General features: G+C 52.8%; 17 protein-coding genes, 1 tRNA gene and 1 riboswitch. Of the genes, 2 read left to right on the top strand and 16 right to left on the bottom strand.

The genetic code is table 11. From position 1 onward, the window contains the following. From GX466_04690 to GX466_04675, 4 genes are all read right to left on the bottom strand, one after another. On the bottom strand, positions 1-101 hold a 101-nt coding region (locus GX466_04690; GenBank protein NLH93499.1), incomplete at its 3' end, for a metal-dependent transcriptional regulator. Between the two features lie 575 nt (positions 102-676). Further along, on the bottom strand, positions 677-2,296 hold the full coding sequence (pruA, locus tag GX466_04685; GenBank protein ID NLH93498.1) for an L-glutamate gamma-semialdehyde dehydrogenase: 1,620 nt from the start codon (positions 2,294-2,296) through the stop codon (positions 677-679). A gap of 71 nt (positions 2,297-2,367) precedes the next feature. Further along, a riboswitch (molybdenum cofactor riboswitch) is annotated at positions 2,368-2,483 on the bottom strand. A gap of 167 nt (positions 2,484-2,650) precedes the next feature. Further along, a tRNA-Thr gene (locus GX466_04680) sits at positions 2,651-2,726 on the bottom strand. Next, complete coding sequence (locus GX466_04675) at positions 2,726-3,406, bottom strand: hypothetical protein (GenBank protein ID NLH93497.1); 681 nt, start codon at positions 3,404-3,406, stop codon at positions 2,726-2,728. Before GX466_04675 ends, GX466_04680 begins: the two co-directional genes overlap by 1 nt. Before the next feature lie 174 nt (positions 3,407-3,580). Between GX466_04675 and GX466_04670 the strand changes: the two genes are divergently transcribed. Both GX466_04670 and arcC read left to right on the top strand, forming a co-directional pair. Then, the gene (locus tag GX466_04670) at positions 3,581-4,894 is read left to right on the top strand and encodes a GTPase (protein ID NLH93496.1); all 1,314 of its coding nucleotides are present in this window, start codon (positions 3,581-3,583) and stop codon (positions 4,892-4,894) included. A 94-nt stretch (positions 4,895-4,988) separates the two neighbouring features. Next, entirely contained in the window at positions 4,989-5,936 is a 948-nt protein-coding gene (gene arcC, locus GX466_04665) for a carbamate kinase (protein NLH93495.1), read from the top strand. Between the two features lie 472 nt (positions 5,937-6,408). Here the strand turns inward: arcC and GX466_04660 are convergent, their stop codons facing one another. The 12 genes from GX466_04660 to GX466_04605 form a co-directional block, all read right to left on the bottom strand. Beyond that, positions 6,409-8,832, bottom strand: a complete 2,424-nt coding sequence (locus GX466_04660; protein ID NLH93494.1) for a hypothetical protein — start codon at positions 8,830-8,832, stop codon at positions 6,409-6,411. A 39-nt stretch (positions 8,833-8,871) separates the two neighbouring features. Beyond that, the gene (locus GX466_04655; protein NLH93493.1) at positions 8,872-9,789 is read right to left on the bottom strand and encodes a bifunctional 5,10-methylenetetrahydrofolate dehydrogenase/5,10-methenyltetrahydrofolate cyclohydrolase; all 918 of its coding nucleotides are present in this window, start codon (positions 9,787-9,789) and stop codon (positions 8,872-8,874) included. Then, positions 9,782-10,585, bottom strand: coding sequence for a TIGR00282 family metallophosphoesterase (locus GX466_04650; GenBank protein ID NLH93492.1), 804 nt, complete (start codon positions 10,583-10,585; stop codon positions 9,782-9,784). Before GX466_04650 ends, GX466_04655 begins: the two co-directional genes overlap by 8 nt. After that, the gene (rny, locus tag GX466_04645) at positions 10,585-12,150 is read right to left on the bottom strand and encodes a ribonuclease Y (GenBank protein ID NLH93491.1); all 1,566 of its coding nucleotides are present in this window, start codon (positions 12,148-12,150) and stop codon (positions 10,585-10,587) included. Before rny ends, GX466_04650 begins: the two co-directional genes overlap by 1 nt. A 230-nt stretch (positions 12,151-12,380) precedes the next feature. Next, positions 12,381-12,653, bottom strand: a complete 273-nt coding sequence (zapA, locus tag GX466_04640) for a cell division protein ZapA (GenBank protein NLH93490.1) — start codon at positions 12,651-12,653, stop codon at positions 12,381-12,383. Further along, on the bottom strand, positions 12,650-12,958 hold the full coding sequence (locus GX466_04635) for a hypothetical protein (GenBank protein ID NLH93489.1): 309 nt from the start codon (positions 12,956-12,958) through the stop codon (positions 12,650-12,652). The genes zapA and GX466_04635 overlap by 4 nt, the downstream gene beginning before the upstream one ends. Before the next feature lie 25 nt (positions 12,959-12,983). After that, a complete protein-coding gene (locus GX466_04630; protein NLH93488.1) occupies positions 12,984-15,509 on the bottom strand; it encodes a phenylalanine--tRNA ligase subunit beta in 2,526 nt (841 codons plus the stop codon). Beyond that, positions 15,506-16,540 carry a phenylalanine--tRNA ligase subunit alpha gene (gene pheS / locus GX466_04625; GenBank protein ID NLH93487.1) on the bottom strand — a complete coding sequence of 345 codons (1,035 nt, stop codon included), beginning with the start codon at positions 16,538-16,540 and terminating at the stop codon, positions 15,506-15,508. The genes GX466_04630 and pheS overlap by 4 nt, the downstream gene beginning before the upstream one ends. 50 nt (positions 16,541-16,590) lie before the next feature. Next, the gene (gene rplT / locus GX466_04620; protein NLH93486.1) at positions 16,591-16,938 is read right to left on the bottom strand and encodes a 50S ribosomal protein L20; all 348 of its coding nucleotides are present in this window, start codon (positions 16,936-16,938) and stop codon (positions 16,591-16,593) included. A 12-nt stretch (positions 16,939-16,950) separates the two neighbouring features. Then, positions 16,951-17,145, bottom strand: a complete 195-nt coding sequence (rpmI, locus tag GX466_04615) for a 50S ribosomal protein L35 (protein NLH93485.1) — start codon at positions 17,143-17,145, stop codon at positions 16,951-16,953. A gap of 55 nt (positions 17,146-17,200) precedes the next feature. Next, positions 17,201-17,782, bottom strand: coding sequence for a translation initiation factor IF-3 (locus tag GX466_04610; protein NLH93484.1), 582 nt, complete (start codon positions 17,780-17,782; stop codon positions 17,201-17,203). Between the two features lie 444 nt (positions 17,783-18,226). Next, positions 18,227-18,733 (bottom strand): T9SS type A sorting domain-containing protein (locus tag GX466_04605; protein ID NLH93483.1); only part of this gene is annotated, 507 nt, incomplete at its 5' end.

The raw sequence follows: 18,733 nt of genomic DNA, 5'->3' as shown, positions 1-18,733 counted from the left end.
TGCATTTTCTGGGCGATGTCTTTGGCTTTGGCAGCTTGCTCCACCACAACAATGTGATAGATCACTTCTAAATAGTCTTCCAGGCTTTTACTTAATACCATTTCAGACATCTTATTACCTCAAGGTTCTTATTATTGGCGCAAAGTTAGGCACGCCTAAGATTCTGTCAATAGAAATATGCAGATAATGCTATGGGTATGCTTAATCGAGGGCTCAACTGTATAAAATCTAACTTGGGAAATTGGTCGATTGGGTATTTCGCATTGGCCTATTATTCTTTGTTTTCCTTTTCCTTGTCAATACTATTTCTGTCTCATCCTGATGCATCCTTGGTTGTGTTAACACAGGGTCGTAGTTTCCTTAGCATTCCACAACGCGGTGTCCTTTGGCCGTTAAGGCCCTTTCCTGTTTTCCAGCCGTGCCTTCCGCACAATTCCCGCATTTGATGCGGGAATTATGCGTGGGGCGTGAGAGAGGGATGGACTTGGGCGCTCGGGGTCTGACTGGCAGGACATTGCTGTGGATAAATCCTCCGGACTCGAAACAACATTATGCCCACTCGATTTGTCAGAGTGTCTTTGTTCTTTTACACTGGGGCGGATACAGCATTATTTGGGTTTGTAAAAAAAGACGGGATGATTGGATCATCCCGTCTTTAGAGGTATTTGATCTGTGTTTAGTCCATAAAGGGGTAACGGTAGTCAGTGGCTGGAACGAAGTTTTCTTTGATCGACCTTGCCGAAATCCAGCGCTGCAGGTTCAATGCCGATCCTGCCTTGTCGTTGGTACCGGAAACCCTGCTTCCGCCAAAAGGCTGCTGACCGACCACAGCTCCTGTGGGCTTGTCATTTATATAGAAGTTGCCAGCGCTATGTCTCAGCTTTTCGGATGCGATGTTAATAGCGGTTCTGTCCTGTGCGAAAATGGAGCCGGTGAGGGCGTAGGGGGAGGTTGTATCGCAAAGCTCAAGGGTTTCAACAAAGTTCTTTTCCGGGTAGGCATGGACGGTTAGCACCGGGCCGAAAATCTCTTCCTGCATGGTGCAGAATCGAGGATTGGTGGCCTTGATGATGGTCGGCTCGATGAAATAGCCGCGGCTGTCATCACACTTGCCACCCCAAACGATCTCTGCGTCTGATGAGTTACTGGCTTTGTCGATGTAGCCTTTGATTTTATCAAAGCTGCTCTTATCGATCACGGCATTTACGAAATTCGAGAAGTCCTGAACTTCGCCCATCTTGACCGTGGCCAGCATGGAGCTCATTTCCTGGAACCATTGGTCATAGAGGCTGTCCGGAATGTAGAGCCTGGATGCGGCACTGCATTTCTGTCCCTGATATTCGAAGGCGCCGCGTAAGCATGCCACTGCCAGGGCCTTGACGTCTGCGGAAGCGTGTGCAACGATGAAGTCCTTGCCACCCGTTTCGCCAACGATTCTGGGATAGGATTTGTAGTGGCTGATGTTGTTGGCAGTGCGCAGCCAGATTTGGTTGAACACTTCTGTGCTTCCTGTGAAATGGACGCCGGCAAGATGGGGGGAATCGGTGATTATATTTCCAATAGCAGCTCCCGAAGCGGGGACGAAGTTGATAACACCCGCGGGCAAGCCTGCTTCCATCAATATCTTCATGACGAAATAGCCGCTATACACTGCGGTACTTGCCGGTTTCCACACAACGGTGTTTCCCATGAGGGCCGGGGCGGTGGGAAGATTGCCGGCAATGGCAGTAAAATTGAAAGGTGTGACGGCAAAGACAAAGCCTTCCAAAGCGCGGTATTCAGAGGTGTTCCATTCACCTTTGGGGGAAATGAGGGGTTGCTGTTCGTAAATCTGTTGGGCAAAATAGGGATTGAAACGCCAAAAGTCAGTCAGTTCGCAGGTTGAGTCAATTTCGGCTTGAAAGGCACTTTTGCTTTGCCCCATCATAGTGGCGGCATTCAACAAAGCACAGTATTTTGTGGACAGCAATTCGGCTGCCTTCAGGAAGATGGCCGCGCGATGGTAGAAAGACATTTGCTCCCAATCTTTTTTTGCCTTCATGGCTGCTTGAATGGCAAGATTAACTTCCGTTTCGCCGCATTTGTGGTATTTTGCGATGACATGCTGATGGTTATGCGGTTCGATGCAGTTGGCGGTGTTGCCGCTAAACACTTCTTTGCCGTCAATGATTGCTGGTATTTCCATAGTCTGGCGGCCGAGTTCATCCAATTTAGCCTTCAACAAGTCTCTTTCTTTGGTTCCGGGGGCATAGGTTTTCACGGGTTCGTTTTTGGGTGTGGGTACTTTGAAGAACATTTCTATCTCCTATGTTTTATTATTTCAGGATGTTAAAAGGAAACGCACTGCATCCTCCACAATTTACCGCGGGTTTGCTTGCATATCGCCTTTTCACACTGGAAGGCATGTCTGTTTCCGGATTTACCCTGAGGGCGAACAATCTTAAAAAATGTTTAGATTCGGTCGCTTGATGATAATGCCAAACTCCAAATGACTAATCTTTTGTCAAGCACAATGTTCTCGGGCTTGACCGCGTGGCGGAAGTCGGGGGCCTGATGCTCAGGCTGAGCTTGGAACTGGATGGTTAAGCGGGCAGCAAAAAGAGAAGGCCCGATCCCCGAGGTGGAGCTCGGAAAGACCAGGCCGCATTTCTGGAGCTAAATGGGGGACTCGAACCCCCGACCTGCTGATTACGAATCAGCTGCTCTACCAACTGAGCTAATTTAGCTAATCTCTGATCAGCCGGAAGCCGCAAGGCTGGGCTGGAATCTCTACATAGATGTTTTTGTGGGTGCGGGCATACTGTTTGTCCAGCTTGGAGGCGAAGCTGTTGCCCACGCGCAGGCTGATATAAGGCGTGGTGGTCATGGTGACCTTCACGGTGCTTTCCCTGCTGATGTTGCGGGGGTACCAGAAATCCGCGGCGTCCAGCCCGGTGGTGAGTTTGTTGGATTCATCCAGGCGGAAAGGCGGCACCTCAATATAGTACCAGATGCGGAAATGGGGAGTTTCGGGATATTTTTTCAGATTGTTCAGATGGATCCCGAAAAAGCGGGCGGGACTGTTCCAGACCAGTAATTCCGGCTGGGGAAGGTGAGGCTCAAAATGCTCCGGCTGGAGGTTGTTTGCCCAATAGTGGGCTTCAAAACTGCCTGAGACCGTGATTGCCTGTATCTGGGCGTCCTTGTGCAGGAAAATTCCATAGTAATAGTCGGGATCGAGGCTGCTTTTGGGAAGCTCAAAATCAACCTGCATATACAGGCGCTGAAGCTCGGTGGAGTAGAACATATCCAGCTCGTATTCGTCTGCTTCCAAGAGTTTAAATCTCAATGCGGCAGTACGTTCCTGCGCCATAAGGCCAGCCGCGAGCAGGATTAGTAAGGCGAATATGAAATATTTTCTGCGCATGATAAACTCCTTTTATACATAGTTTAGCTGTTTCAATCAGAAATACAAGCGGGATTTAGTCAAGCTATTTCTTGTCGTTCAATCCCCCTGACTGCCAAAAATTTTCCCTTGACGCGAAAGGCTCTCCCAAAAATCTGCCTTCACTGGAATATTAAGAATCAAAAGGAGTAAACTATGAAACGCAGAGTGATTATCATGGGAGCCGCGGGAAGGGATTTCCACAATTTCAACGTTTTTTTCCGCGACAACCAGGAATATGAGGTTGTGGCCTTTACCGCCACCCAGATCCCCGGGATCGACGACAAGAAGTATCCCGCTGAACTGGCTGGCAGCCTCTATCCCAATGGAATTGAAATTCACCCTGAAGCTGAACTGAAACAGCTTATCCTGGACCGCAAAGTCGACCTGGTGGTGTTTGCATACAGCGACCAGGCCCACGAGGAAGTGATGCACAAGGCCTCTTTGGTGAACGCAGTGGGAGCGGACTTCATGCTCATGGGCGCCAAATCGACCATGGTGAAGACCACAAAGCCCCTCATCACCGTTTGTGCCGTCCGCACCGGCTGTGGCAAATCCCAGACCACGCGCACGATCATCAAAGCCCTCAAAGCGAAAGGACGCAAAGTCGTTTCCATCCGCCACCCCATGCCCTATGGCGACCTCGTGAAGCAGAAAGTGCAGCGCTTTGCCGAGCTTAAGGACCTCGAGATCCACAATTGCACCATTGAAGAAATGGAAGAATACGAACCGCACATCATGATGAACAGCGTCATCTACGCCGGAGTGGACTATGAAGCGATCATCCGCGAAGCTGAAAAAGAGGCTGACGTGATCGTTTGGGACGGCGGCAACAATGACATCCCCTTCTACTGCTCCGACAAGCAGATGAATATCGTGGTTGTCGATCCTCACCGCCCTGGCGACGAGATCAACTACTACCCCGGCGAGACCAACATCCATCTGGCCGACGTCGTCGTGATCAACAAGATCGACAGCGCAGACCTCGACGACATCAACGAAGTGCGCGCCAACGTGCGTGAACTGAACCCAAAAGCCAAGATCGTTGACGGTGCTTCACCCCTCACGGTGGACAAACCCGAGATCATCACCGGCAAAAATGTGCTGGTTGTGGAAGACGGCCCCACCCTCACCCACGGAGAGATGGGCTACGGCGCTGGAGTCGTAGCGGCCGAAAAATACGGCTGTGCCGATCTCGTTGACCCCCGCGATTTCGCGGTTGGCGAGATCGCCGAAACCTTTGAAAAGTATCCCGGGATCGGCAGCCTGCTTCCCGCCATGGGCTACAGCGAACAGCAGATCAAAGACCTCGAAAAGACCATCAACGACACCGATTGCGAAGGAGTGGTGATCGCCACCCCGATCGATCTGCGCCGCCTGATCAAGATCAAGCATCCCGCCTGCCAGGTCAGCTACGACCTCCAGGAGATTGGGTCCCCCACCCTTGCTGAACTGCTGCAGGATTTCTAAACCCTGCCTCAGCCTACATCCAAGAGTAAGATTAATACAAAATACACGGGGCGGACAGCCATTTCCGCCCCGGACTTTTTTAAGAGAGGAAAACATGACCAAGACAGCAGTTCTTGCCCTGGGCGGAAACGCCATCATCAAAGCCGGGGAGGAAGGCACTATCGGCCAGCAGTTTGCCAACACCCGCGATTCGCTGGGCGGCATCGTGGAACTCATCCGCCAAGGCTATAAACTGGCCATTACCCATGGCAACGGACCCCAGGTGGGAAACCTGCTCCGCCAGCAGGAAGCGGGCGAAAAAGAGGGCATCGCGCCGCTGCCACTGGGCGTTCTAAACGCCGCCACAGAAGGCAGCATGGGCTACATGATCGAACAAAGCCTGCAAAACAAGCTGCACCTGAGCGGAATCGACAAAGACGTGATCACCATCATCTCGCAGGTGGTGGTGGACCGCGATGACCCCAGCATGCTCAATCCCACCAAATACGTGGGCAGCACCTACTATACAGCGCAGCAGGCCGAAGAACTGAAAAACACGCTCGGCTGGACCCTCAAGGAAGACGCCGGCAAGGGTTACCGCCGGGTGGTTCCTTCGCCGCTTCCACAAAGGATTGTTCCCGCCCACACTGTGAAGGAGCTTGTCCATCGCGGCGAAATCGTGATCGCCGTTGGTGGAGGCGGAATCCCGGTCTATGTCCAGGACGACGGCACCTATGAAGGCGTGGACGCCGTGATCGACAAGGATTTCGCCAGCGCCCTCCTCGCCGTTAATATCGATGCCGACCTTTTCGTGATCCTCACCGGTGTGGACAAGGTGTCTGTCGATTACGGCAAACCCAGCCAGCGCGACCTCGACGTGATGAGCATGGAGGAAGCCAGCCGCTATTATCAGGAAGGCCAGTTCCCCGCCGGCAGCATGGGTCCCAAGATCAAGGCTGCCATCGATTTCCTCGAGCGCGGGGGAAAGGAAGTGCTGATCACCTCCATCGACCGCATAGTGGATGCCTTCGCGGGGAAAACAGGCACCAGAATTGTGCGCTAACGTAGTCTCAGCATACGATATCAGCCCGGGACTTTTGGTTCCGGGCTTTTTTGTCTGCGTAAAAGGATATCGTTATCCACTATAACTGGAGGGCGGAAAAAAATGGCAGGAACTTCACTCCCGTCTCCGGGGGCATCAGGCCCTTTGCCCCATCCCACTCGCCTCCTTTTCACCTCCCCTTGACTTCCCGTTTGACAGGCGGGAACTCAGCGGGAAGTGAATGGGATGTGAATGGGAAAGGGCAAAGGAGGAGTTAACCTCGCTCCAGAAGAGCGATTCAAGCTATGTCATCGTTACCAGGTTTAGGGTTTGGTTAGGTTCTGCAAGGCCTTCCGGGATTTTGGTCGACGGGGACGTCGCTGTAGCTATATCCTATGTGGCTATCGCCAATGCTCATTCCTATCTTAACGCCAGCCAAAAAAACCGGCCGCCGTGGAGGCAGCCGGTGATATGTATTATTGTTCGTACTTGCTTAGATCATTCCACATTCCGTAAGGATTTGGGTCATCGCCGCTTTGGCTTCGTCCACCATCATGTAGGAGAGGGGGAAACCGAAGATATAGGTGTGGGTGTTTCCTGTAACGGTGCGCAGGGCGATAGGTTGGTTGTTGTATAGGTCATAATCAGCTTGGGAAGGCGGACTTACAGGGTAATTCGTGGGTTTGATGCCCATTCGGTAGATCGGTTCAGCGTTGGCACCCAAGGTGTGGAAATAGGTGATGGTTGACAAACCCTGCAGATTGTTTACCAAGGGATTGAAGCTGGCTTCATTGCCCGCGGCATACTGCAGGTTGATATCTTGGAAGGGTGAAACACCGATCGCTTTCTGGAAGTAGGCGCGGTTCTGCAGGGCGTCGCTGAGGAACTTGGCTGGCGGATCAACCCACCGGACTCCCATATAATTCAGGAAGGTCCTCTGGGTTGCCAGCACGAAAGCTTGCAAGGTGGAGGCCAGTTTGGAAGTGGAGGAGAGGACAAAATTGCCTCCTGATCTCATATATAAGGCCAGTCCGTCATTTTCGTTCTTGAGGTTTCCTGATTCGCTGGGGTTGTCGGAGTGGTAGATCACCAGCTTGTATTGCTGCAAGTCCGAAGTTGCCAGATGGCGGAGGCGGTAGTCTCCATAGGTGTCGCCAGGAACGCCGACGCGAGTGCGGCGGATGAAAGTTTTGGTGCCTGTGTAAGAGGAGAGCATTTGCTCGTATTTAGGCTGGATCAGGTTGTCAGGGGAGGTGGCGTTGTTGTTAAGATCGTCGTCGATCACCAGCACGCCGCTACGGTTGGCGGCAGCGATGGGCTCGACAAGGGTGAAGGTGTAAGTGGCCGGTTCGGGGTCAACTTCTCCCTGCAAGTCAACGCAGCGTACCTCCAGGCTATGCTCGCCGTTGGAAAGAGAGGTGAGAACCAGAGACTGTCCCAGAGGTGAATAGAGAGGGATTCGCAGCCATTCCTTCCCATCGCTGTCGGTTACGCGGTCTTCCCAATAGGGGGGATAGTTGTAGGGTGCGCCATCGAGGCGGAGGTCGAAGTGGGTGATCTCGCTAAAGTAGTTTTTATCAGTATAACGGTCCAGAACGGTGTCCACTTTCTTGTCGTAAGGGCTTTCCTGTCCAATAGGTGGCCAGAGGATCGGTCCTGTGGTCTGCACGATTCCGTATTCGCCTCTCCAGCCCCAGCGCAGCCAGACTTTGATATTGTTGCTATTGATGGCTGTCTTAACGTTGTTCATGTTAACGAAGAAGGGCGTTGCAAATCTCTGGCTACCGCCCACAATGGTGAAGGGCATGATTTCTGGGGTGGATTCGTCTAAGTAGTCGATAAAATGGTTGTCACCGAGGGCGTAGGTCCTCTGAGGGTAGATCACAGTGCGGGGCCGGAAACCGGTTTTGACAGCGAAGGTGATCTTGGAGTTCAAGGTTTGGTTGGACATCACACCGGCGAGGTCATAGGCGCGGGCTTCGATCTTGGTGAGGGTCTTAATCACGTCATCCTCGACGTCGAAGCTGAGTGGGGGAGTAGTAAAGCGGGTGAGCAGATATCTGTCCATTTTGGTGTCGTTGGCCGAAGTTTTGGTATCGATCCATTCGGTCTGGGAGCCGTCAATCACCGTGCTGTCGGCGGGGTTGATCTTCATCATGCGGAATTCGAACTTAAATGGGGTCTCATCGATGAAGGGGTCTTCGTCCTTCATGCTGAAGCCCAGCCGGATGCCGGAGCCGACCACGCCACCGTTGGGATTGCCCTTGGTGGTGGTGACGATGCAGGTGGGGCGGAGTGAGGTGGCGTTGAATTTACGCCAGGCAATGCTGCGTTTGGGATCCTGGGGATCAGGTGGGGTGTAGAGCGGGGTAATGCCGCCTCGGTTGTCGATGGCGATCACTTCAAAAGTGCTTTCCATGGTAAGGGGATTGCCGTTGGCATCAGCCGCGGGGAAATTGATCACGGCATACTTTGCCGAGGTCCAGATGGTCTTACGGTCGTTGGGAGTCTCGTCCAGAGGGATGTTTTGATCGGCATTGGTCTTATAATGGAGCACCCAACCGACGCCGAAGCGATCCACCACGTTCTGGGGGGTCACGTCGCCGGTCATGTCTATGTAGTGGTTGCCCGGTGTGGCGATCGGGTTTCCATTCTGGTCTTTCACGCGATAGGCAAAGCCAGTGATGATGCCGTCACTATCGGTTGCGTTCCAGAAGATTTTCTGCTGGAATATAAATTCTGTTTCGGCATAGGGCGCAAGCAGGGCGCTGTCATCAAAACCTTCATAAGATGTGATGGCAATGGTAGGTTCCTCATTGGCAAATTTGTTCCCAAACTTGCCGCATCCGGTGAGCATCAGCATTGCCAAAGTCAATACGATTAAAAGGGTTAAGAGTCTACTGCTCTTATTTGGCATCATTCCTCCCATATATGATCGGTGGATATTATCTTACTGCTAATCCTTAAAAATGAAGTCGAGAAAATCGTCAATCTTTTTATTTGTTCCCTTTGCCGCGAGAGCTGCTTTAAGCAGGTTCAGCCAAAGCAGGGAAGTGGTCACGGAGCCAATCCCCCCGGGTACGGGAGTGATGGCCAACGCCTTGTCAAAACAGGCGTTATAATCAATGTCACCCACGAAGGAGCCTTTGCCGTCAGCGGAATTGTGGGCATTGATTCCCACATCGATAAGAACGGAATTATTTTTGATTATATCCGGTTTTACGAATTCTGCTTTGCCGAGGGCGGCGATGAGGATATCCGCGCTGCGGGTGAGTTCGCCAAGGTTTTCACTGCGGGAATGGCAGACTGTGACGCTGGCGTTGGCCCAGGATTTTTTCCAGAGCAGCATATTCGCCAAGGGCTTGCCTACCACAGCGCTGCGGCCGATGATCACGGTGTGTTTGCCAGCCACGGGTATCCCGTAATAGCGGAGGGTACAAAGCACAGCCAGCGGAGTGCAGGGCGGCAGGGCATCCTGGTTGAGGACTATCCTGCCTTGGTTTACTGGGTTCAGGCAGTCGATATCTTTGTCAGGGGAGATGCTTTCGCCGGCTAGGGCTTCATCCAGGTGATGGGGAAGGGGCTTTTGCAGCATGATGCCGTGGATGTCAGGATCATCGTTGGCACTGGCGATGAGCTCTTGCAGATAAGCCTGGCTGATGTCTTCAGGCAGGTTCATCAACCGCACATCGCAACCAAGCTTCGCTCCACTGGAGACTATATTTTGCACATAGTAGGCTGAGGCTGGGTCGCTGCCTGTCTGGATCAGCAGCATTTTGGGGCTGAGCCCGTGTTCCGCTATCAGTTCTTTGACCCAGGAGCGGATGAGCTTTGCGAGGGGTTTTCCCGATAGTATCTTTTCCATGTCATTCACCTTCAGAGGCAGTTAGTTTCACTTGGCGGCGCAACCTTTCTATTTTCCATGCTTTGCCTGTGGCTGGATTAAGCTCCAGATAGACTGCGTTCACCTGCAATCCGAGGTTTGAGGTCTCATAGCGTGAGGGCAGGCCATGGTGGAATTTATTCAATATTATATCTTTGCGAACGCCAATAACGCTGTCGTGGGGCCCGGTCATACCGGCGTCAGTTATATAAGCCGTGCCTTGGGGCAGGATTTCTTCGTCGGCTGTCTGGATGTGGGTGTGGGTGCCGATTAGAGCTGAGATGTGGCCATCTGCGAACCAGCCCAGGGCGCGTTTTTCAGCGGTGGATTCAGCGTGGAAATCCACCAGGACGCAGCGCCCCTCATGGCCGGGATTGTCCTCAAACCAGCGTTCCAAAGTCGTAAAAGGCGAATCGCAGGGTGGCATGTAGATCTGGCCGCAGAGGGTGAGAACAATTAGTTCCATTTCGCCCTTGCGCAAGGTGCAGACAGTGTTCCCAGGCGCCGTTGCGGGAAAATTGAGGGGTTTGACGATGGCGGGGTTGTGGCCGATGAAATCCCAGGCTTCGCTGCGGTCCCAGAGGTGGTTCCCGCCGGTAACAATGTCCACTCCTGCTTGGAAGAGTGGTTTCACTGTTTTTTCGGTGAGGCCTCGCCCATCGGCAAGGTTTTCACCGTTGATGATGATGAAGTCCGGTCCGAACTCGGCTTTTAGGCCAGGCAGCTGGTCATAGAGGATTTGGCGGCCAGGCTTGCCGAAAACGTCGCCGAAGAAGAGGAGTTTGATCATTTGGCCATGGCGATTTGGCGGGTTTCGCGGATCACCGTCACCTTGATCTGGCCGGGATATTGCACTTCCTTTTCGATCTGGGCGGCGATCTCGGATGCCAGCAGTGAAGTTTGTACATCCTCCACCATGCTGGGTTCCACGATGATGCGCAGTTCGCGTCCGGCTTGGATGGCGTAGGATTTGTTCACGCCCTGCACGGAGTTGGCGATCTCCTCCAGCTTAGCGAGGCGCTGCATGTAGGTTTCCAGCATTTCGCGGCGGGCGCCGGGACGGGCACCGGAGATGGCATCCGAAGCCTGCACCAGAGCGGCATAGACGGAGGTAGCTTCCACTTCTTCGTGGTGGGCTTCGATGGCGTTTACTATGATCTTGCTTTCACCGTTCTTGCGAGCCAGATTTGCACCGATGATGGCGTGGGTGCCGTCAAACTCTTGGTCCACGGCTTTACCGATGTCGTGCAGTAGTCCGGCGCGACGGGCAATCTCCTGGTCGAGGCCAAGTTCAGCGGCAAGGATACCGCAGATCCAGGCTGCTTCCAGCGAGTGCTTGAGCACGTTTTGTCCGTAGGAGGTGCGGTAATGCAGACGGCCAAGCACCTTGATTAGGTTGCCGGAGATGTTGTGGATATTGGTTTCCAGCACAGCTTTTTCGCCCAGCTTAACCAGGTTCTGGTCCATCTCCTTTTCGGTTTTATTGATAATGTCCTCGATGCGGCCGGGATGGATACGGCCGTCGGAGATGAGTTTTTCCAAAGCCAGACGGGCGATTTCGCGGCGCACGGGGTCAAAACAGGAAAGGACAACTGCTTCAGGAGTGTCATCGATGATCAGGTCCACCCCGGAGGCTTTTTCAAAGGTGCGGATGTTGCGTCCCTCCCGGCCGATGATGCGGCCTTTCATCTCGTCCGAGGGCAGCGATACCACCGATACGGTGGATTCCGAAACATGGTCCACGGCAAGGCGCTGGATGGCGGTGGAGAGGATCTCCGCGGCTTTTTTGGAAGTGTCCAGCTTGATCTGCTCGATGATGAGTTTGGCATCATTGGCCGCCACTTGGCGGGCTTGGAGGAGCAGTTCCTCGCGCATCATGTTAAGCGCTTCCTCGCGGCTGAGCCCGGCGATCTCGGAGAGTTTGGTGCGCTGTTCGCCGATCAGGTTTTCGGCTTCCTTGTTTTTACGGCTGATATCTTCTTCCTTGTGTTTGAGGCGTTTTTCCTGCTCGACCATGTTGGCTTCTTTCTTATCCATGGATTCGAGGCGTTTATCCAGGCTGCTGAGGCGTTCGTTGAATTTCTTTTCCTGAAAGCGGAGTTCTTTTTGGCGTTCCTTGATCTCGTCTTCAAGCACTTTTTTCTGCTTGAACCACTCATCCTTTGCTTCCAGAATGACGGCTTTTTTGGTTGTTTCAATGTCGGTTTGGGCGGATTCCCTGATCTCCGCGGCGATTTCCTTGGCGCCGGAAACAAGGCGGAAAGCGCTGTTGCGTTTGATCAGGTAGATAACCAAGGCGATGAGGAAGCCCAACACCAATCCGATTGCTGCCATGATCCATTTATTTGGCATCATAATATCCTTTTTGATCTATTCAGGCGGGTTACTTAACCCGGCCGTTACAAAAAAGGCCCGCGTGAACCGTGTATGCTTGTCTGTTAAAAGCCAAGCATCAGGTGGGCGCCTACCTTGTGGGCTTTATGGATCCAGGACCAGCCGGCGTGCATGCCACCCATGGCTCGGCTCCCAGTTTTTAATCAGCTTTTGTGCAATCCATATCACGGGTTCCGCAGGCCAAGTCTTTAGATCTCCCCGACGATGTTGCTCACCATCTGGTTCAGGCGTTCAAGTTCCTTCTCCATTTCGGCGGACCGTTGTTTCAGGGAGCTAATCTCATTCTGTTTCTTCAAAAGAAGCAGAAGCAAAAGTTTCGTGAAGTCAAGATTTTCATACTGTTCGCGCAGTTGTTCCAATTCCGCGTCGACAGCGGCCGCCACGGCCTGTGTCTCTTTCAGGTTGTCCGAACGCAGGTGGAATTTGCGGCCATATATCTCAACTTCAACCGATTTCATCATTTCTTATTAGTTTCTTCCAGTTCTGGAAAGATGCTGTCGATCTGGCTGATGGCGTCGCTGGCGATGCTTTCGAATCCGGATACTGTATCTTGAAGTTCCTGGTATTTGGTTTGAAGCGACGCAAGCTGATTCTCCAGTTCCCTGATGCGTTCGCTTGAATCGCTGTTGCTGTTTCTGACGCTTTCGATCTGGGCCATCAGTTGTCTGTTTTCTTCCTTCAGAACCTCGTTTTGCCCGGCCAGTTTCTCCAGCTTTTTTTTGTCTTCGGTGTACTGATTGATCAGTTTTTGTATCTTATCTTGCAAGCTTGTTGCTTTATTTTCCATAGTGTTACCTCATGTTGATCTGCCAGGCGCGGAAGAGCATTTCCTGCACCGATGCAAGAAGTTGGTCCACGCGCTCATCTGTCAATGTTTTTTCGCTGTCCTGCATCACCAAGCGCAGAGACATGCTACGGAATCCCGGAGGAACCTGCTTTCCGAGGTATTGGTCGAAGATGCTCACTTCGCTGATCATATCTGGATTTACGGCTTTGATGGCGGATTCGATGGCAGCGTAGGACACTTCGGTTTTGATCAGGAATGAAAGGTCGCGGACCACAGCAGGATAGCGGGGTAATTCGCGGAACACATTTTTAATGTTTCTGGTGAGTTCGATCAGCAAGTCCACGTCGAGCTCGATCACCCAGATATCCTGTTTTAGCAGGGTGAGGTCTATCCCAAAGTTGTTGGCGATGCTGGTTTTCAGACGGCCGAACGAAGCCACCACCTGCCCCTCTGAAAGGTAGGCTAAAGAGTCCCCGGCAGCCAGCCAGGGACGGTCATTTTTCACCAGGTCTGTAGCCTTCACTCCTAGCAGGTTCAGTAGCCCCTCCACTAAGCCTTTCACCTGATAGAAACTCACAGCTTCGCTTTTGGCGCTCCAATGCTCGGGGTTCATGTTGCCGGTGAGTGTCGCGCCGAAGGACAGTTTTTCTTTGTAGGAATCGCCGTCCTTCAAGTAGATTTTGCCGAGTTCCATCAGCTTAAGGTAACGCTCGCCGTGGTTAAGGTTGTAGCGCAGGTTATCCAGCAGCTGGGGCAGCAGGGTTATCCGCATGGCGGATTGGTTGCTGCTTTGGGGGTTGATCACACGTATTAGTTTGGAGCAGACCTCTTCGGGGTCCATGGCCAGATCTGCCAGTTGGGCTGGATCACAGAAGCTGTAGTTCAGCGTTTCATGGAAGGAGGCGTCCACAAACCAGTCCTCAATCCCTCTGCGGATGCGGAAGGCGTGGCGGTCCATGATGCGGGGGACGTCCTTTTTGCGGGGGATGCGGTCGAAGCCAGCCAAGCGGGCCAGTTCTTCCAGCAGATCGGCTTCGCGGGTGAGGTCCACTCGGTGGGGTGGGATTTCGAACCAGAGGGCGTGGTCACAGTCGCTTTCAGAGAATTCGGTAACTCCCGCTTTCTCCTCCTCCAGATGGTGACAGAAGATCAGGCTGGGATCAGAGACCAGGCCTTCCCGCCAGATGCCGTACTGGTAGAATTTGCACCCCAAGCCTTCCAGATAGCCAATGATGTCTTCGTTTGGCAGCTGATAGCCGATGATCTCGGTGAAGCGCCGGGGCCTAAGCGCCAGCCAGCGCGTGGGAAGAGGTTTTGGCCAGGCATCGTAAAGCGCGTTTTCAACCTTTCCGCCGGCGGTTTCCAAAAAGAGCTGCACCGCTCGGTCACTCACCGCGGAAGCGGCTTCGGGGCTTAACTGACGCTCGAAACGGTAGGAGGAATCGGTGGAGAGTTTGTGTTTGTAAGAACTGGCGCGAATGCTCGCAGCTTGAAAACAAGCGGCTTCCAGAACGATGGAGGTGGTGGAATCGCTGATTGCGGTCGCTTTGCCGCCCATCACTCCGGCAAGGGCGGATGTGTCTTTGCCGTCGGCGATTACAAGGTCGTCGGGGTCTAAAACCAGGTTCTTGCCGTCCAGGGTGATGAGTTCCTCGCCGGACCTAGCTTTGCGCACCACCACGGCGGGATAGCCATCGGATTCGTTCAGCGGCTGCAGCTTGTCATAGTCGAAAGCGTGCAGGGGATGTCCCTGCTCCAGCATCACAAAGTTGGTCACGTCAACAATGTTGTTGATGGGACGCAAACCGGATTTGACCAGTGCGGTTTTCAGCCACTGAGGAGAGTCCTTCACTGAAACACCGGAGAGCAATCTGGCCGTGTAGCGGGGGCATTTTTCCGGATCTTCCAGTATCAGTTTGAGCGCGGTTTTTTCGCTGACTTCACCAGCCACGTGCTCCACTTGCGGCAGCTTCAGGGGATTGCCCAAAGAGGCGGAAAGATCGCGCGCGATGCCTATGTATCCCAGCAGGTCTGGGCGGTTGGGCGTGATTTCCAGTTCCAGAATGGTGTCCGGCAGTTCGTAGATGTCGTTCACGGAAATCCCCACCGGTGTGGAGGGCTCCAGTTCAATGATCCCTGCGTGGTTGTCGGAGATGCCAAGTTCCTTTTCAGAGCAAAGCATCCCGTTGGACTCCACACCGCGGAGTTTTGCCTTTTTGACGGTAAGACCAGAGAGTTCGGTTCCCGGAAGGGCCAGCAGAGAGATCATTCCAGCTTTGCAATTGGGCGCTCCGCAAACCACCTGGGTAGGCTCCGTAGCTCCGTACTCCACGCTGCAAACCTGCAGATGGTCGGTTCCGGGGATGCGCTCGGCGCTCACCACTTTGGCGGTTACAACAGTTTCCGGCAAGGCGGGAAGAGATTTTACGGCTTCCACCTCAATTCCACTGAAGGTGAGGGTTTGAACCAGGCTGTCTGTGTCCCGGGGCAGGTCGATGTAGCGGCTGAGCCAGCGGCAGGAGATAATCACAATACCTCCCCGCTGAACTGGCGCAGCATGCGAACGTCGTTCTCAAAGAGGATGCGCATGTCCGGAATGTTGTAGGTAAGCATGGCAATGCGCTCCACTCCCACCCCAAGGGCGTAGCCGGAGTAAATCTCGGGATCGATGCCCACATATTTGAATACGGCGGGATCAACCATCCCGGCTCCGCCCAGTTCCAGCCAACCGGAGTTTTTGCACACACGGCAACCCTGGCCTCGACAGGCGACACAGCTAATGTCCATTTCCGCGCTTGGCTCCGTGAAGGGGAAAAAGTGTGGTCGGATGCGCGAACGGACGTCTTCTCCAAACATGATCCGGGCGAAGTTTTGCAGCGTGTCTTTCAAATCGGCCATCGAGATACCCTTATCCACCACCAGTGCTTCCACTTGGGAAAAAACGGGGGAGTGGGAGGGATCCGGTTTATCGTTGCGGTAGCATCTTCCGGGCGAGATGATATAGATGGGCGGCGGGTATTTTTCCATAGTGCGCACCTGCACAGTTGAAGTCTGGGTGCGCAACAGGAAGCCGTTGTCCAGGTAAAAGGTGTCTGCCAGGTTGCGGGAAGGATGGTCAGGCGGGGTGTTCAGGGCGTCGAAGTTGTGCCATTCGTCATCTATGTCCGGCCCTTCGGCGATCTCGAAACCTAGGCCGATGAAGACATCTTCGATTCTGCGGCGGACGATCGTTAGCGGATGCAGCGACCCACGCGGACGGATGATGCCCGGCAGGCTCAGGTCCAGCGTCTTGGCGCTGTCCTGGGCTTCCTGGAGACGGTTTTTCAGCTCCTGTTCACGCGCAGCCAGTAGGTCTTCTATGCTGCCGCGGAGCTTGTTGATGCTCTGCCCGAAAGCCGGTTTCTCGGCGTCAGGAAGGTCTTTCAGCTTTCCGTAGAGGCTGTTTATCAAGCTTTTTTTGCCAAGATACCTGGCTTTGGCATTCAGGATGTCATTGGCGGTTTCGCAGGCGGCAATATCCGCTCTGGCCTGTTCCGCCACTTCCCTCAGTTGGTCTTGCAACTTGCTTCCTTCACTATTTTAGCCCCGGCTGCTCGGGCCGGAGGGGTGGTTCAGCCTTTGGCGATCTCGACCAGTTTGGCAAAGGCATCGCTGTCGTGCCAGGCCAAGTGGGCAAGGGATTTGCGGTTGATTTCGATATTGGCTTTATGCAGGCCGTTGATGAAGCGGCTGTAGCTCATGTCGTTATTGCGGCAGGCAGCGTTGATGCGGGTGATCCAGAGGCTGCGGAACTGGCGTTTTTTCTGCTTCCGGTGGGCAAAGGCAAAAGCCATTCCGCGTTCCACGGTTTGCCTGGCAACCCGGTAAGTTTTGCTGCGGCGGCCGAAATAGCCGCGCGCGGCCAGCATGTATTTTTTTCTTCTGCGGTGGGCGGATACGTTGTTTGTTGATCTTGGCATTTTTCTCTCCCTTTAGTTTGCCAGCATGCGATGGATGCGCTTTTCATCGCATTTGCGAACAATGGCGCTGTCACGCAGATTGCGTTTCAGCTTGGGTGATTTTTTGGTTTTGATGTGAGCGCTTTTTGCGTGATGGCGCTTGATCTTGCCGGTTCCGGTAACCTTGAACCTCTTGGCTGCGGAACTGCTTGTCTTGATCTTTGGCATATTTATCTCCTTGACTATTAGAAAGTATGGTTAACCTCGCAACCCTTTACTCTGCTTATTTTACAGGGTCGGCCTCTGTTTCAGGCGCAGCGGCAGATTCCGCGGCGGCTTTTTCGAGGATGTGGTCGATGTCTTTTTTGGGGGTCATAATGATGAAAAGTAGATTGCGTTCAGCTACTGGTGGCGCGTCAACGTCGGCAATGTGGCCCAGATCGTTTTTCAGCCTTTCCAGAACGTCGTAGCCGAGCTCTTTATGAGCCATTTGCCGGCCTCGGAAGCGGACCGTGAACTTAACCTTGTTGCGCTGCTTCAGAAATCTGATCGCGTTGTTCTTCTTGAAATTATAGTCATGTTCTTCCGTGTTCGGACCGAACTTGATCTCCTTGATCTCGATCTCGTGCTGTCTCTTGCGGGCTTCCCTGGCTTTCTTTTCCTTTTCGAAATAGTATTTGCCGAAGTCAAGAATGCGGCAGACCGGGGGCTCGGTGTTGGGTGAGATTTCCACCAGGTCCAGATTCATGTCTTCTGCTTTGCGGATGGCGTCACGCGTGGGCATGATGCCTATTTGTTTACCGTCAGGGCCGATCACCCGTACCTTTGGAGCGCTGATCTGTTCGTTGATCCTTTCCTTCGGCACCACCTCCTTGGTACGTGCCTTTCCACGTTTTATCCGGATTATAAGAACCTCCTTCTTACCGGAAACGAAAAAGGCGGAAGAATCTTCCACCTGCTTCACGGTAATCTGTTACCAGTATATCTTTTTATAATTCATGGCCTTACCTGCACGGAAGCATTAAGGCAGAAGCAAGCAGCTTCATTTGCGGACCACTTGATTTGCAGCCCATCTTTTTGTCAATCAGAACTTTGTTCTGGTATTCTCCCAAAGACCTATGTACAATGCCGATTAGATCAGCCTCTCCAGATGGATTCAGGGTTAGGTATTGACATTTTTCTACAACCCCCTACATTTCACAGAATCTGAACCAATTTTCTCTTTACTGGGTTTGGAGGAATCCTTCATCGTTGTTTTCCATAAACTGGCAGGCTATTCTGTCTTGGAGGTTTACCAATCATTTTAATACTATTTGATAAGCACCATTCTATGAGTTTGAGACCTGCCATTCATCTCGGCCCGCACAAAATAAACTCCAGAACTTACAGCGCCTCCCTTCTCGCCCAACCCATTCCAGTGGATGCTGTGGCAACCTTTTGTCATTATTCCGTCATGCAGAGTTATCACTTTCTGCCCTTTGATATTGTGCACAGACAGTTTCACGTTGCCAGGGGCAGCGGTGATAAAGCCGATTGTGGTTTCTGGATTGTAGGGATTGGGATAATTGCCAAGTGATGTTATCAATACGGATGGAGTGGCCGGATCCTCTATGCCTGAGTTTACAGAATGCATGGGAATCGCCACCTGAACAATTTCGCCTTCGTTAACAACTATGGGTCTGTTGCGTTTGGCAAAACAATCAAACACATCCAAGTTCTGGTCGGAATGATTATGCTTTCTTTCAAATCGGATGGGTAAAGCCCAGAGACGGCTTGGAGTACAGCGAACGTAGTAAGTATTGACGACAGGATAATC

This window comes from Candidatus Cloacimonadota bacterium, from assembly GCA_012516855.1.
Classification (GTDB): Bacteria; Cloacimonadota; Cloacimonadia; order Cloacimonadales; family Cloacimonadaceae; genus Syntrophosphaera.
Note: the sequence above shows the minus strand (reverse complement) of the source record. Positions and strands in the feature narration are given on the sequence as shown.

Coding starts and splice junctions, on each gene's coding strand:
- pruA (NLH93498.1), bottom strand. CDS start 2,296: ATGTTCTTCAAAGTACCCACACCCAAAAACGAACCCGTGAAAACCTAT.
- GX466_04675 (NLH93497.1), bottom strand. CDS start 3,406: ATGCGCAGAAAATATTTCATATTCGCCTTACTAATCCTGCTCGCGGCT.
- GX466_04670 (NLH93496.1), top strand. CDS start 3,581: ATGAAACGCAGAGTGATTATCATGGGAGCCGCGGGAAGGGATTTCCAC.
- arcC (NLH93495.1), top strand. CDS start 4,989: ATGACCAAGACAGCAGTTCTTGCCCTGGGCGGAAACGCCATCATCAAA.
- GX466_04660 (NLH93494.1), bottom strand. CDS start 8,832: ATGCCAAATAAGAGCAGTAGACTCTTAACCCTTTTAATCGTATTGACT.
- rny (NLH93491.1), bottom strand. CDS start 12,150: ATGCCAAATAAATGGATCATGGCAGCAATCGGATTGGTGTTGGGCTTC.
- zapA (NLH93490.1), bottom strand. CDS start 12,653: ATGATGAAATCGGTTGAAGTTGAGATATATGGCCGCAAATTCCACCTG.
- rplT (NLH93486.1), bottom strand. CDS start 16,938: ATGCCAAGATCAACAAACAACGTATCCGCCCACCGCAGAAGAAAAAAA.
- rpmI (NLH93485.1), bottom strand. CDS start 17,145: ATGCCAAAGATCAAGACAAGCAGTTCCGCAGCCAAGAGGTTCAAGGTT.